This is a genomic window from Cohnella zeiphila, assembly GCF_014212055.1.
GTDB lineage: Bacteria > Bacillota > Bacilli > Paenibacillales > Paenibacillaceae > Cohnella > Cohnella zeiphila.
In genome coordinates, this window is sequence record NZ_JACJVO010000049.1 from 1 (window position 1) to 14,972 (window position 14,972).

15 protein-coding genes are annotated in these 14,972 nt (G+C 60.6%); 13 read left to right on the plus strand and 2 right to left on the minus strand.

The window, feature by feature from the left end:
* The 7 genes from H7C18_RS31425 to H7C18_RS31455 form a co-directional block, all read left to right on the plus strand.
* The coding region (locus H7C18_RS31425) for a DHHA1 domain-containing protein (protein WP_238358095.1) at window positions 1-284 on the plus strand (284 nt) is incomplete at its 5' end.
* Between the two features lie 149 nt (window positions 285-433).
* A complete protein-coding gene (locus H7C18_RS31430) occupies window positions 434-709 on the plus strand; it encodes an IreB family regulatory phosphoprotein (RefSeq protein WP_185133098.1) in 276 nt (91 codons plus the stop codon).
* Window positions 710-711: 2 nt separating this feature from the next.
* A complete protein-coding gene (gene ruvX / locus H7C18_RS31435; RefSeq protein ID WP_185133087.1) occupies window positions 712-1,146 on the plus strand; it encodes a Holliday junction resolvase RuvX in 435 nt (144 codons plus the stop codon).
* Complete coding sequence (locus H7C18_RS31440) at window positions 1,136-1,444, plus strand: DUF1292 domain-containing protein (RefSeq protein WP_185133088.1); 309 nt, start codon at window positions 1,136-1,138, stop codon at window positions 1,442-1,444. Before ruvX ends, H7C18_RS31440 begins: the two co-directional genes overlap by 11 nt.
* 36 nt (window positions 1,445-1,480) lie before the next feature.
* A complete protein-coding gene (locus H7C18_RS31445; protein WP_185133089.1) occupies window positions 1,481-1,801 on the plus strand; it encodes a DUF1292 domain-containing protein in 321 nt (106 codons plus the stop codon).
* A 182-nt stretch (window positions 1,802-1,983) separates the two neighbouring features.
* Window positions 1,984-3,453, plus strand: coding sequence for an endolytic transglycosylase MltG (mltG, locus tag H7C18_RS31450; RefSeq protein ID WP_185133090.1), 1,470 nt, complete (start codon window positions 1,984-1,986; stop codon window positions 3,451-3,453).
* A 384-nt stretch (window positions 3,454-3,837) separates the two neighbouring features.
* A complete protein-coding gene (locus H7C18_RS31455; RefSeq protein WP_238358096.1) occupies window positions 3,838-5,976 on the plus strand; it encodes a methyl-accepting chemotaxis protein in 2,139 nt (712 codons plus the stop codon).
* Window positions 5,977-6,055: 79 nt separating this feature from the next.
* On the opposite strand, the gene H7C18_RS31460 is transcribed toward H7C18_RS31455, so the two are convergent.
* Window positions 6,056-6,385: a hypothetical protein gene (locus H7C18_RS31460; RefSeq protein WP_185133091.1), complete on the minus strand. Its 330-nt coding sequence runs from the start codon at window positions 6,383-6,385 to the stop codon at window positions 6,056-6,058.
* Window position 6,386: 1 nt separating this feature from the next.
* Complete coding sequence (locus H7C18_RS31465; RefSeq protein WP_337913979.1) at window positions 6,387-8,525, minus strand: PrsW family glutamic-type intramembrane protease; 2,139 nt, start codon at window positions 8,523-8,525, stop codon at window positions 6,387-6,389.
* A 509-nt stretch (window positions 8,526-9,034) separates the two neighbouring features.
* Between H7C18_RS31465 and H7C18_RS31470 the strand changes: the two genes are divergently transcribed.
* From H7C18_RS31470 to H7C18_RS31495, 6 genes are all read left to right on the plus strand, one after another.
* Complete coding sequence (locus H7C18_RS31470) at window positions 9,035-9,604, plus strand: glycerol-3-phosphate responsive antiterminator (RefSeq protein ID WP_185133092.1); 570 nt, start codon at window positions 9,035-9,037, stop codon at window positions 9,602-9,604.
* A gap of 4 nt (window positions 9,605-9,608) precedes the next feature.
* Entirely contained in the window at window positions 9,609-11,108 is a 1,500-nt protein-coding gene (glpK, locus tag H7C18_RS31475; RefSeq protein ID WP_185133093.1) for a glycerol kinase GlpK, read from the plus strand.
* Between the two features lie 133 nt (window positions 11,109-11,241).
* Window positions 11,242-12,933 carry a glycerol-3-phosphate dehydrogenase/oxidase gene (locus H7C18_RS31480; RefSeq protein WP_185133094.1) on the plus strand — a complete coding sequence of 564 codons (1,692 nt, stop codon included), beginning with the start codon at window positions 11,242-11,244 and terminating at the stop codon, window positions 12,931-12,933.
* A gap of 269 nt (window positions 12,934-13,202) precedes the next feature.
* Entirely contained in the window at window positions 13,203-13,442 is a 240-nt protein-coding gene (locus tag H7C18_RS31485; RefSeq protein WP_185133095.1) for a helix-turn-helix domain-containing protein, read from the plus strand.
* Between the two features lie 50 nt (window positions 13,443-13,492).
* Window positions 13,493-14,011 carry a peptide deformylase gene (gene def / locus H7C18_RS31490; protein WP_185133096.1) on the plus strand — a complete coding sequence of 173 codons (519 nt, stop codon included), beginning with the start codon at window positions 13,493-13,495 and terminating at the stop codon, window positions 14,009-14,011.
* A gap of 255 nt (window positions 14,012-14,266) precedes the next feature.
* Window positions 14,267-14,972 (plus strand): VOC family protein (locus tag H7C18_RS31495; RefSeq protein ID WP_185133097.1); only part of this gene is annotated, 706 nt, incomplete at its 3' end.

Sequence of the window (14,972 nt, forward strand, 5' to 3'; positions counted from 1 at the left end):
CGCTGCGCGGCGTCGCCGACGAGCTGAAGGCGAAGCTCGGCTCGGCCGTGCTGGCGCTTGGCGCCGTGGAGGGCGACAAGGTTCAGCTCGTCGTCGCCGTTACGCCGGATCTGACCGCCAAGGGGCTGCACGCCGGCAAGCTGATTAAAGAGCTGGCCGCGATCTGCGGCGGCGGCGGCGGCGGCAAGCCGGAGCTGGCGCAGGCGGGCGGCAAGGATCCCGCCAAGCTGCCGGAGGCGCTCGCCGCGGCCGAAGCTCTCGTGCAGGCGCAACTGAACGCTTAAGCTTCTTCCGGCCGGCCGGGAGCTCTCCGGCGGGGAACCCGGCTCCGGCCTTCGGGCCGAATCGCGGTTTTTCCCGCCGCGGCGCTTCATTTCCTGTCGGCTGGAGAATGTGATATGATGGGTAGTAACGAGAAAGCGAGGTGCTGAAGATGAGCTCGTCGGACAAAAATCATCTGGATATGACCGTAAAATTCGACGTGGTTCCGGACCCGGAGGAGATCTCCGCCAAGGACATTCTGCTGTCCGTTCACGACGCGCTGGTCGAGAAGGAATACCACCCGATCAACCAGATCGTCGGCTATTTGTTGTCCGGCGACCCTGCCTACATCCCCAGGCATAACAACGCCCGCAGCTTGATCCGGAAGAAAGAGCGCGACGAACTCATTGAGGAGCTCGTGCGGTTCTACCTTCAGCAGCATCGATAACGATGCGGACGATGGGGTTGGATTTCGGCGATAAGCGGATCGGCGTCGCCATAAGCGACGCGTTCGGCTGGACCGCCCAGGGTGCCGAAGTCATCGAGCGGAAACGGGAAGGCGACTACCTGGAGCGGATTCGCGAACTGGTTCGCGACAATGAGGTGGACGCCATCGTGGTCGGCCTGCCGAAGAACATGAACGGCACGATCGGGCCCCGCGGCGAAATATGCATCGCGTTCGCGGAAGAGCTGAAGCAGGCTCTTCCCGTCGCCGTGCATATGTGGGATGAGCGGCTGACGACGGTGGCCGCCCAGCGCACGCTGCTGGAAGCGGACGTCAGCCGCCGCAAGCGGAAGCAGGTCGTGGACAAGATGGCGGCGACGATTCTGCTGCAAAATTTTTTGGATTCCCGACAGAAACGAGGGGTTAGCGATGACCGATAACAAGGAACGCGAAGAGGAAGCCGAGATTCTGTACATTCCGGACGACGAGGGCAATGACGAAGCGTTCGAAGTGATCATGAGGTTCGAGCCGGACGACGGCACGGACCGCAAATATATTCTGCTCGTTCCGGCCGAAGACACGGACGAGGAGCAGGAAGTATTCGCCTTCCGTTATGAGGAAGAAGACGAGGAGATCAAGCTGTTCCCGATCGAGGATCAGGCAGAGTGGGATATGGTCGAGGAGACGTTCAATACGCTCACGACGGGGTTGGACGAAGCCGATGACGAAGGCAAATAACGCTGCGGACGGCCGCGGGGAAGAGGCGGTTGCCGGATGAGCGGGGATTATAACGACCGTACCGACGGCGACCGTGCAGGCTCGCTGCGGCAAGCGTTCGGACCGTTCGTCGAGCTTGAGGACGAGGACGGGAATTCCGTACGCTGCCGGATTCTAGCCGAACTGAGCGTCGGCGGCCATGAGTATGCGATTGTCCAGTCCGACGCGCAGCGCAAGGACGGCGATATCGAAGTGCTGCGGATTTCGGCCGACGAGCGGGGAATGCCGCAGCTGGAAGCGGTCGAAGACGACGAAGAATGGGAGAACGCGGCGGAAGCTTACGACGATCTGCAGTTCGGCAGCGATGAACAGCCCTAAGCGGGCTGCGCTGACGGACTGACGGACGCGAGGCTTCAAGATCCGCTTCGCGCGGGGAAGAGCGGGAGACCGCTCTTTCGGCGCGTTCGGAGCGAGCGACCGGGCGGCCGAGGCCCTCGGGACGTTCCGAGGGCGGCCGGGCGGGCGGATCCGGAACGGCGCGCGGTTTGAGGAGGCCTTTCATGGATAGAGAGAACGACGATCAACCAACCGGATGGAGATCGATCTATTCGAACGAGCGGGATTCCCGGAATCGCCCCGCAGATAGCGAATCGGCGGAAGGCTCGGGCAAGAGCTCGTTTGAAGAAGAAGAGATCCCGTCGGCGGAGACCGCCGTTCGGGCCGAGCCTGTCGGCGACTCGGCGAACGAAGGCAGCAAGGCGGGAACCGAAGAAACGGAGATCGGGATCGACGAAGGCGATACGAAGCGCGTACCGTCTCCGGATGTCGGGCACCCGAGAGAATTCCCGGCGCCTGTTCCGCCTGAAGGCAGAAGGAAACGGGAATCCGCCCCGGATGATCAAGCGGAGAAGGAAAAGGAGAAGAAAGCTGCCCCTGCCCGACGGCGGAAGAAAGGCCACCCGGTGCTGTGGTCGTTTCTGATCGCCGTCGGCATCGTGATCGCGGCTGTCGGTTCCGTCTTGTTCTACGTGTGGAACGGGCTCCGTCCGGCCAAATCCGCCGATGCCCCGGTGCGCGTCACGATCGAGAAAGGGATGGGTGCGAAGAGCGTTGCGGAAGAGTTGGAGAAGGACGGAATCATTCGCAATGCTTTCCTTTTCGGAATGTGGATGAAGCTTTCGGACGAGGGCTCGAAGTTTCAAGCCGGCGATTACGATATGCGGCCCGGACTGACGAGGGACGAGATCGTGGAGATGCTGAACACGGGCAAGACGGTCGCCGCGGATACGGTTCATTTCACCATTCCGGAAGGCTTCACCGCCGATCAGATTGCCGACCGGCTGGCTACCGCGGGTTATGTCGACAAGACGGCTTTCCTTCAGGCATTGAGCAAGCCGGAGCAGATTACCGGGTCTTCCTGGACGAAGGATATTCCAAAGAACTCCAAATTGAAATATCCGCTCGAAGGCTATCTGTTCCCGGAGACCTACGAGCTTAAGAAAGGCTCGACCGTAACCGACATTCTCAACCGAATGGCGTCCGAGCTCGACGTCAAGCTGAATCAGCTGCCGGACGACTGGCAGACGACGATGCAGGATCGGGGCTTGACGATGCACGAGGTGCTGACGATCGCCTCTCTTGTCGAGCGGGAAGTGGTGCTGGACGAGGAACGGCCGATCGTAGCGAGCGTCATCGAGAACCGGCTGGACAAAAAGATGCCGCTGCAGATCGACGCGACGGTCCAGTATGCGTTAGGCAAGCAGAAGGAAAAGCTGACGAACGACGATCTGAAGGTTGAAAGTCCCTACAACACGTATTTGCACGCGGGACTTCCGCCCGGGCCGATCGCGAGTCCCGGCATCAAATCCATCGAAGCGGCGATCTACCCGGCGGATACCGATTACTTGTACTACGTCACGAAGAAAGACGGCACCAATCAGCACTTGTTCGCCTCGACTTACAAGCAGCATCAGAAGAACATCCAGACGAGCGAGCAGAACGAGAAAAAGCAGCAAGGCCAAAAAAAATAAGACGAATTCCGACTTGGCATCCGGACGCCGATTCCTTCGCCCGAAGGGACGGCGGCCGGATGCCGTTGTTTTAGCTGCGGTTTCCCCGCAAAGTGCCCGAGCCGGGCTCGTTCTTAAGCCCCACTTGGCGGGGCTATTTTCATGTTTGGGACATGATGCGTTTTGATTTCCTATGGCGAAGAATCTGAAATATATCTAATAAAATTGGATTCGCATGCCGAAAAAGAAAAAAGGGATTAAGAGGATTTGACATGGGCTTGTCGAATTAGTTCGATAAGCCTATCCATTTGGAAGAAGAAGGAATGCAATCGCTCCGATTGGAACGGATTCCAACTGGTTTGTTCAGCTTTTATTCGTCACTATGAGCCGGAGGGGTAGCATCAAATGAAGAAATCAGCATGGCGTGACCGAATGAATTCGGTGAACTGGAAGAAAAGTTCCGAAAGCGTTGGGGGATTCGCCCGCCGTGTCAATGAGCAGCTGAAGGAAACAAGGTTCGGGAACCCGATTCGTTCCGTGGGCATGAAGCTGTTCATTCTTATTTTCTGCGGAATTTTGGTTTGCGTCGTCTCGTTGGGTGTGTTCTCTTACAGCAAGTCCAAATCGGTCATTCAAAACAAAGTATCCGATTCCAGCCGCCAGACCGCCATCCAAACCGCCGGCCGCCTCGATCAATTGCTGTCGGGCTACGAGCGAAAGACGATGGAATTCCTGTCGGATCAAGATTTTATGTCGCTCATTACGACGGCCGTCTCGACATCGGACGATTACGAGAAATTCGATAGCCAGCGGACCATCAATACGAAGCTGTCCTCCGTCATGATGTCCGACAACTCGTTGGCGGGCATCTACTTGATTCCGACCGATCCGAGCCAGGACGTGATCGGTTCCGCGACTTCCGGGGGCGTGCCGGACGTGAAGTCGAATCCGCCGGCATTCGAGCAATCGATGATCGACGCTTCCGGGCGGGTCGTCTGGGTTCCGACGATGAAGCAAGGCATCTCGGGCAAGTCGACGGCGCCGACGTTTGCGGTCGGCCGCGCTCTTATGAACGTCGGACGCGATTCGAACAAGCCTTACTTGCTCGTCATGGAGATCAACCTGAGCTCGGTACAGGACCTGATCGGCTCCGTCAACTTCGGCGAAGGCAGCAGCTCTTACATCGTCGCGCCGGACGGAACGGTGGTTTACTCTCCGAAGGACGACGAAATCTCGGGCAAATATCCGTACGATTTGCCCGGCGACGACGGATCCTCCACGATCAAGGAAGACAAGGTCCAGGTATTGACGGTCGGCGCGAAGACGACGGCAGGAGAATGGGAAGTGATCGGGAACATTCCGGTATCCATCCTGGTGAAGGACGCGGCGGTCATTCGCAATCTGACCTGGATCATGTCCATTATATCCGCGCTGATCGCGGCGGGCATCGGCATGCTGATCGTCTGGTCCGTCGGCCGCCCGCTGGGCCGTCTGCGCACGCTGATGAACGAAGGCGAACGCGGCAACCTGACCGTTCGCTCCAACTTGAAGCGCAAGGACGAGATCGGGCAAGTGGCCGACAGCTTCAATCGGATGATGGAGCAGATCACCGGTCTGGTCATGAGAACGACCGAATCCGCGGCCGAAGTGCTGGCGACCGCGGCTTCGCTCTCCGAAGCGTCCCGGAAGACGGCCACGTCGGCGAAGGAGATTGCCGTCGCCACCGAAGAAATCGCCGGCGGAGCGACCAACCTGGCGGTCGAGTCCGAACGCGGCAGCGAGATGACCGGCCGGATCGGCGAGCAGGTGCAGATGGTCATCTCGGCTAACAGCGAGATGGGACAGTCGGCAACCGAAGTCGAGGAAGCCGGACGGCGCGGTACCGAGTACATGGCCGGCCTCATGAACAAGACGGGACAGACCGAAGAGATGACCCGTTCGATGGTCGAGAAGGTGGACAAGCTCCGCGACAGCACCGGCTCGATCCGCAAAATTCTCGACGTGCTCGGCAACCTGACCAAGCAGACGAACATTCTGTCGCTCAACGCGACGATCGAAGCGGCGCGTGCCGGAGCGGCAGGCAAAGGATTCATGGTCGTCGCAGACGAGATCCGCAAGCTGGCCGACCAATCGAGACAGTCCATCTCCGTCGTCGGAGATGTCGTCTCGACCATTCAGCGCGAGATCGAAGAGACGGTATCCGTCCTGTCGGACGCCTACCCGCTGTTCCGCGAACAGATCGAATCGGTTCGCGACGCCAACGAGATTTTCCGCAACGTGCAGGACCATATGGGCGGCTTCGTGCAGCGCCTCGAGGCGGCTACCCAGTCCGTCAGCCAATTGGAGGAAGCGCAATCGACGCTGTCTCTCGCGATGACGAACGTCAGCGCCGTCGCCGAGGAAGCATCTGCGACATCCGAAGAGGTTGCCTCGCTCAGCAATGAACAGCTTAGCGTAAGCGAAGGCCTGGTGGATCTGTCGAGCCGTCTGGAGTCCGTCTCCAATCAGCTTCGCGAGTCGCTTTCCCGCTTTACGATCGGCTGACTCGCCGCGTCGTAGCTCCTCATAAAAAGAGAAGCCCCGCCAAGGGCTTCTCTTTTTAACGCTTTGAAACGCGAATGAATCAACCGATATAAACGACGGCATCGTCTCGCCTGTAAGCCTTCGGCAGCTCCTCTTCCAGCAGTTCCAATCTTCGGAGCATATGTTCCCGGTCGTCTCCGTCCATTTTGGAACGGGCCCATTCCTTGAGCCGGGTTACCTCATCCAGAATAGCCGGAATGTCCTCCCGCCGCACGTCGGTACCGTCCTGGAACAGTTCCGCCCACTCCAGCTTCAATTCCTCGACGGCGGGTACCCAGTACTTTTGGAAAAAAGACTCGGTGGCCACCGGCAGCATGAACGAGCGTTCGAAATCGTCTTCGGGATCCACGATAATGGCGCTGATCGACATTTTAGTTCACTCCAAACCGAATGGAAAATGTGTAATCCGGGAATTCCTGGCGCAGCCGGTTCAGACTGTTCTCCGCGGCCGCCCGCAGCGCCGGGGAATCACCGTCCAATTGAAACTGGAAGTTGCGGATGCCCTTGATCTGGTCAAGGGTCGGAATCTCCGGCGTTCCGTCCGACGTCCTTCGGGTTCCGACGGCCTTCTGCAGGTTTTGGATACGCACCTTCGTTTTCTGGTAGAGCTGCTTATCCGTAAATTCCTGCGGCGTCTGCTGGGGTTTGCCCGTTTTCGGGTGGATGCGATCCAGCCCTTTCGCGGACTTCGCTTCGTAGAAAATCCCCTTTTCAACATCGATTCCGTCGAATTCCCCTAGCGCGCCGTTCTTGCCGTCGTATAGCTCTACTCCTCTATACTTTGCCTTGCTCCAGTGGACATAATCGTCCGCATCGCTCCGGGGCGGCGTCTCGTCGGGCTTCTTCCGCGGAGGCTCCTTGCCATCCGGTTTATGGCCTTTGTTCGGGAGATCCGGCTCCGGCTTCTTCCGCCGTTTGAGCAGCTTCTCCAGCCACTCCTTCAGCCTGCCTTTCTTGCCGAGCCTTTCGGCAGCCCGGCCGAACGGGATTCGGCTGAGTGCCAGCGCCAGCAGCGTCGAAATCGCATTCTCGGGAGTCAACAGCCGCTTCGGATTTCGAATATCCGCGGCGATCTCATGGCCGCTCGCCGGAATGCTGGCAGCGGTCAGGGCAAATCCGAGCGCCGGCCAGAAGCCGACGAACATCAGCGACAGAGCGAAAGCGCCCAACACAAGGGCCGACTTCTCCCGGAAGCTGAGCCGATCCCACCAATCCTGCATCGAGTCGAACATGCAAGAGAAGCAACCCGTATCCGGAGGATGGACATGGGCATGCCAGTAGGCCGCGTATCCTCCTATCACGAGTCCCGCCATTAAGAGGCCCGTCATGCCGGCCGCTACCCGGAAGTGCAGAGAGAGGCGGGTTTGCAGCCGTTCCTGAAGGGACGCCGCCTCCCGATTGCCGTAGAGAAGAGAGAAACCCATCTCCCGCCTCTCCCGCGTCCAGGCCATGACGCCGGCGAACCGTTCGCGCCGGGCGAGCAGCGATCCCGCCAAATACCACAGCTCCGCGACCGGATTGACGAACAGTTCGCCCTTCTTGATCGGCAGCCGGCTTCTTACCTTGTACAGAGCGGCGTAATCCAGGAAGAGCCCCAACGCGAGCAGCAGGAGGAAGGCGCCCTTCGTCCGGTACCCGCTGCCGGTCCAGTCGCTGATTCTCATAAACCAGCCCGGCAATTCGTATTGCCCGTTATAAGCGGCGTGGTCTACGATCGCCCAAGCTAGCAGCAGCGCGGGAAAAACGAAAATCACGTTGCCCAGCCGTTTGCGGAAGCGCACGGCCATTCCGATTCCCAGCGCGACCATCCCGGTGTGGACCGGATGGCTCACCGACATGATCGTCGGGAAAATGCTTTCTTCGAACCGCCCGGGAAAGAGCGTCCAGAAGTCCCAATGGATGGTCTCCCCGCCGAGCAGCGTCGTACTGTAGCCGTACGTCCGCCCGATAATGCCGGAGTTCAGCCACCGGCGGGTCAGCTCCTCCATGAGCTGGAACCCTACCCCGGCACCCGCGCCGGCGAGCGTGTAGTCCGCCAGGCTCATGGAAGTGGCGCGCCGGGAGAACAAAAGAAAAAGACCGAGCGGAAGCAGCTTCCACGCTTCTTCCAGGATCGGAGTCAATACGGCCTGCGACCACGTATCGTCGGGTCGCCCGCCGAAGATTCCGTGCGCCGCGAGAACGGTCCATGACGTAACCGGAATGACGAGGAAAACGCCCATCAGCATGAACATCGCGGCCTGCTTCCAGCTGAACGTTTTGCTCCGGCACAAAAACCAGAATTGAAGCATGACGTAGAACGACCACAAATATTGGACCAGCATCGTGCGCGAGTCCCGGTACAGAAAGAGCCCCATGAGGAACACGAGCAAAGAGAACCAGCACCATACCGTGTAGACGGTTTTGATCCAGGGATAACGCTCAAGCGTTCGGCGTATCCAGCGATATCCCCCCTCTGCGAAATCCCTGAGCCTGGACCGGATCCGCCAGATCGTATCCGTTGTCGTCACCACCTTCGCCGCAAACGGGCTTCGCTCCTGCTTCCGTTAAGCTTACTTACCAGATCATACCCTATATTCCACCTCAGATCATGAGAAATGAACCGCCGAAGGAAAAAACGAACTTTTCTCCCGGTCCAAGGGAACTGAATTCGTAAAACCCATTCCCTCAAAAGTCCGCGTCTTTTTCTACCCCTCGTAATTTTTTAACGGCATGCCCACGAATTCGCGAAATTCTCGAATCTTGTCACCCTCGAAATCAAAGACGACAACCAGCTCATTGTCGTAGGGCAATCGATCGGCTAAAGGATGCGCGATCACGATGGAATACGATTCGGGCGGCAGCCGAGCGGTCGACCGTTGACAAATGCCGCCGCGCGGCCCTATAATCGAACCTAAGTTAATAGCCGTGGCGGAGAACGGGAGATCACACCGATCGTCTACTTGATCAAATAAGTAGCGTTATTCGGTTGCGGTCTTTTTTTGTTGGGTGTTTTGTTCTTGCGCGGGGAGGAGGAACGATGGCTTTCTACGGACAATCTTTGCTGCCCGCGGCTCGCAAGGCGAAGGACTTGGAGAAGGCGCTCAAGCTGCCTTACCGGTATATCGTTCTGCTCGATTGCCATGTCGGGCAGGTGAAGCCGCTTGTCGAGCTGGCGGCCGCGCACGGGAAGAAGCTGCTGCTTCACGCGGATCTGATCGAGGGTTTGAAAAACGACGAGTACGCGGCGGAATATTTGTGCCAGCAGGTGAAGCCGGCGGGGCTGATCTCGACCCGCGGCAGCGTGATCGGGCAAGCGAAAAAGCACGGCTTGATCGCGGTGCAGCGGCTGTTTCTGCTCGATACGAACGCGCTGGAGAAGAGCTACGTGCTGCTGGAGCGGACGAAGCCGGACTATATCGAAGTGCTGCCCGGCATTATCCCGCCCATTATTGCCGAGGTACGCGAGCGGACGGGCATTCCGATTTTCGCCGGAGGGCTGATCCGCACCGCCCGCGACGTCGAGCTGGCGCTAGCGGCGGGCGCGGACGCGGTGACGACGTCGAGCGCCGAGCTGTGGAAGCAATTTCGATCCATGTCGGGGGAGTGAGGGAATGAATTCGAAAGAGACTTACGTACTGGCTATCGACCAGGGAACGACCAGCACCCGGGCGATTCTGTTCGATCAGGCGGGAACGCCGGCCGGAACGGCCCGGCAGGAGATTGCCTCGCACTATCCGTCGCCCGGATGGGTGGAGCAGGATGCGCAGCAGATCTGGCTCTCGGTGTTGGGCGTGACGGCTTCGGCGCTGTCGCAAACGGGCGTCCTTCCGGAGCAGATCGCGGCGATCGGGATCACGAACCAGCGCGAAACGACGGTCGTCTGGGACCGCGCGACGGGGACGCCGATTCGCCCGGCCATCGTCTGGCAATCCCGGCAAACGGCGGACATCTGCGAGGAGCTGAAGAGCGAGGGGCATGAACGGACGATTCGGGAGAAAACGGGACTCGTCGTCGACCCCTACTTTTCGGGAACGAAGATCAAGTGGATTCTCGACCATACGGAGGGAGCCCGGGAACGGGCGGAGCGGGGCGAGCTGCTGTTCGGCACGATCGACTGCTGGCTCGTGTGGAAGATGACGGGCGGCAAGCGCCACGTGACCGACTACTCGAACGCCTCCCGCACGCTGCTGTACAACATTCACGAGCTGCGCTGGGACGACGATCTGCTGCGGCTGCTGGACGTTCCCCGCGCGATGCTGCCGGAGGTGCGATCGTCTTCGGAAGTATACGGGACGACGGTTCCGCATCATTTCTTCGGCCGGGAGATTCCGATCGCCGGCATGGCGGGAGATCAGCAAGCCGCCCTGTTCGGCCAAGGCTGCTATGAACGGGGAGCGGTCAAGACGACGTACGGCACGGGCTGTTTTATGCTGATGCAAACCGAGGAGAAGGCGATCCGTTCCGAAGACGGCTTGCTGACGACGATCGCCTGGGGACTCGACGGCGGCGTGCGTTACGCGCTGGAAGGGAGCGTCTTCGTCGCCGGCTCCGCCATCCAATGGCTGCGCGACGGCATGCGGCTGATCGAGACGGCGGCCGATTCGGAGCGGCTGGCCGCGCAGGCGGGAAGCTCCCAAGGCGTCTACGTCGTGCCGGCGTTCGTCGGGCTCGGGACGCCTTATTGGGAGAGCGGCGTCCGCGGGGCGGTGTTCGGGCTGACGCTCGGAACGAAGCGGGAACATTTCGTCCGGGCGACGCTCGAAGCGCTCGCCTATCAGTGCAAGGACGTGCTGGACGTGATGGAGCGGGACTCGGGACTTACGCTGCGATCGCTGCGCGTGGACGGCGGGGCGGTTCGCAACCGCGAGCTGATGCAGTTCCAGAGCGATCTGCTCGGCGTTCCGGTCGACGTGCCGGCGGTCAGCGAGACGACGGCGCTCGGCGCCGCGTTCCTGGCGGGACTGGCGGTCGGCTTCTGGAACGGACTGGACGAACTCGCGGCCATTCGCCGCACGGAGAGCCTTTATGAGCCCCGAATGCCGGAGGAGCAAGCGGTCCGCCTGTACGAAGGCTGGCAGAAGGCGGTTCGGGCCGCCATCGTTTTTCAATAAGCAAGGGACCAATCAGACAAGTTAATCAGGGGTCGGAGATCGGGAGAGACCGCGAAGAGCTTTGCAAGCCTATGGGCATTGCAAGGTTGTTCGCGGTTTTTCCGTTTTTCGCGCGAGGGAAGGGGAATTCGAGATGGGGATTTTTTCGGCAACGGACAGGGACCGGTTGATCGGCGAGCTTTCGGAGACGGAATTCGACGTGCTTGTGATCGGCGGCGGTATCACCGGAGCGGGCATCGCGCTGGACGCGCAGACGCGAGGCTTAAAGGCGGCGCTCCTAGAAATGCAGGACTTCGCGGCGGGGACGTCGAGCCGCTCGACGAAGCTCATTCACGGCGGACTGCGGTACTTGAAGCAAGGGGAGGTCAAAATGGTCGCCGAAGTCGGCCGGGAGCGGGCCGTCGTATACGAGAACGGGCCTCATGTGACGACGCCGGAGCGAATGCTGCTGCCGTTGTACCGGGGGGGAACGTTCGGGCGGTTCACGACGTCGCTTGGTCTGAGACTGTACGATTTCCTTGCGGGGGTCAAGCGCGAGGAGCGCCGCACGATGCTGAGCCGGGAACGGTCGCTGGAGCGGGAGCCGCTATTGAATCCGAACGGCCTGGTCGGAGGCGGCCTCTACGTTGAATATCGCACGGACGACGCGCGGCTGACGATCGAGGTGATGAAAAAAGCGGCCGAGGAAGGCGCCGTAGCGCTGAATTACGCCCGGGTTGAACGGCTGCTCTACGAAGAGGGCAGGGTCTGCGGCGCGGAAGCGGCCGATCGGATCGGCGGCCGACGGTTCGCCGTCCGCGCGAAAACGGTCGTGAACGCGACCGGCCCATGGGTCGACCGGATTCGCGAGATGGACCGTTCCAAGCGCGGCAAGACGCTTCGGTTGACCAAGGGCATCCATCTGGTGTTCGATCGGGAACGATTCCCGCTGCGGCAGGCGATCTACTTCGACACGCCCGACAAGCGGATGCTGTTCGCGATTCCGCGCGGCGGCAAGACGTACGTCGGCACGACCGACACCGATTACGAGGGCGATCCTACCCGTCCCCGGATGACGGTGAGCGATCGCGACTACGTGCTGCATGCGGCGCAGATCATGTTTCCGGCGCTGAACCTGACCGAGCGGGATATCGAGTCGAGCTGGGCCGGGCTGCGTCCGCTCATTTACGAGGAAGGCAAATCTCCTTCCGAGGTATCGCGGCGCGACGAGATTTTCCATTCGGAGTCGGGGCTGTATACGATCGCCGGAGGGAAGCTGACCGGCTACCGGAAGATGGCCGAGCACGTCGTCGACCGGCTTGTCCGGCAGCTGTCCGGCAGCGGAGAAAGCGCAGGCCGCTACCGGCCGTGCGTGACGAAGCGGCTGCCGATCTCGGGCGGCGATGTCGGCGGTTCCGCGGCATGGCCGGAATTCCGGCAGCGGACGGCGCGGGACGGCGTCCGGGCCGGGCTGTCGCCGAGCGAAGCGGAGCGGCTGGCGGACCGGTACGGCTCGAACGCGGCGGAGCTGTTCCGGATCGCGGAGGCGGGAGGAGACGAGGCGGAGCGGTACGGCCTGCCTCCGGCGCTTTATGCGCAGCTGAAGTATGCGGTCGAGCGGGAGATGGCGGCCACGCCGGCCGATTTCTGGATTCGGCGCACCGGCGCGCTGTTTTTCGAGATCGCGGCGGTGCGAAGATGGAAGGAGGGCGTCGCGGACGCGATGGCCGATTGGTTGGGGTACTCGGACGAACGGAAAGCCGAGGCTCTCCTCGAGCTGGAAGCGGCGCTCCGGGCGGCCGATACGCCGGCGGAGTCCGACAGTGACAGCGTCGGGTTGCGCTGACCTTCCCGGAATGGGCGGGACCGCCGGCGTTCCGAACCGACCGTCTAGCCAAGGAGCCGGCCGGCGCTTCGATGTAAGCGGCTGTTTTGCATCGATGCGAAGAAGCTCCCGAGTACGAGGATCTCAGGGAAGCCGCCGAGGCGAGATGGGGGTGCGCGTCAAAGCGCGGTGCGGCGGCTTGTCGCTTGCGCGCTTGCCCAAAATTCGTTATATTAGGTGTTGCCTAAATAAATAAGGAAACGACTAATACCCCGCGGAAGGTGACGTTTATGCTCGTATGGATGCTGCGACAGATCATGGCCGAGAGGGGCGTCTGGACGGGCGCGGCGCTGGCTCGGCTGCTGAAGGAGAAGGCCGGCTACGAATTGTCCGCCCCTTCCATCAGCGCTCTGCTCAACGGCTCGCCCCGGCAGATGAAAGCCGAGACGATGGACGCCCTGTGTACGGCTCTTGCTTGTACGCCGGGCGATCTGTGGCTCCATACGCCGACGAAGGTCATGGGCGCTTGAGCGAGCCGGATGGACATGCCGTTCACGCGGGAGAGGAGAGTAGGCAGGCAATGGCGGTGAAAACGATTGTGCCGTTCGGAGATCCGGTGCTGCGCAAAAAGGCGAAGCCGGTGGAAATCTTCGGGCCGAGAACGATCAAACTGCTGGGAGATTTGGCGGACACGCTGTACGCCGAAGCAGGGCGGGCCGGGTTGGCCGCGACCCAGCTGGGCATTATGCGGCGGGCGGTCGTGATGGATTGCGGGAGCGGATTGATCGAGCTCATCAATCCCGAGATTCTGGAGAGCTCCGGCGAACAGACGGGGCCGGAAGGCTGCCTGTCTTATCCGGGTTTTACGGGCATCGTCAAGCGGGCCGAACATGTGAAGGTGCGGACGATGAACCGCGAAGGCGAGTGGATCGAGATGGAAGCCGACGGCTATCTCGCCCGATGCATGCAGCATGAGATCGACCATCTCGACGGCGTGCTGTTCGTCGACCGGATGGAGGAAGGGTTCCTCTATCACGACCAAACCCAGCGCAAGATCAGCCTGCTGGATGTGCTTCGTCTGACCCATTCGGGAAGCTAAGCGGCCGGAAAGAGGCAGACGCCTCGCATGGGCGTCTGCCTTTTCGTTCGTCCGCACGCTTGGGAAGGCTGACCGGGAAGCTTTTAAACAAACTCAAAAAAGGGGGTTGCGCAAAAGAAGATTAGGGTGTATGATTATCTCAAATTTAAGATATTACAGACGCTCTTCACCGGACGGATCGGGAATCCGGAATCAAGGATACGGATCGAACGTCGCGCCTAATATCTTAAAATAAAGATAATGGAGGCGTTTCTCATGACTCAAGCAACCGCAGGCATCCACCACATCACTTCTTTCGTTCGCGATCCGCAAATCAACGTCGATTTTTATGCAGGCGTTCTTGGTTTGAGACTGGTGAAGAAGACGATCAATTTCGATGCTCCCGAAGTGTATCACCTGTACTTCGGAGACCAGATGGGGCATCCGGGAACGGCCGTCACGTTCTTCCCGTCGCCCGGCAGCCGGAAAGGGAGAATCGGCGGCGGCCAAGTCGGCGCGACGACGTTCGCCGTGCCGCCCGGGGCGCTGGCGTTCTGGGAGAGCCGGCTTGAGAGACTGGACGTGGCGGTGGAAAAGGTAACCCGGTTCGGGGAGACCTACCTCCGTTTCGAGGACCGGGACGGCCTGGCGCTGGAAATCGTCGAACGGGAGGAAGGCCCGCTCAGCGAATGGTCGTTCGGCGGCGTTCCGGCCGACAAAGCGATCAAGGGATTCGGAGGCGCTGTTCTGAACAGCGTCAATCCGGAGAAGACGGCCGGCGTGCTCGCGAACGTGCTCGGACTGGAAAAGATCGCCGAAGAGAATGGGCTTATCCGGTTCCGCGCGGCCGGCAACCTGGGCAACCTGATCGACGTGAACGCCGTCCCGATGAGCTGGGGGGCGGGCGGGGCGGGGACGGTTCATCACATCGCCTGGCGCGCCAAGGACGACCAGGATCATGCGCAGTGGCGGGAGCGCGTCG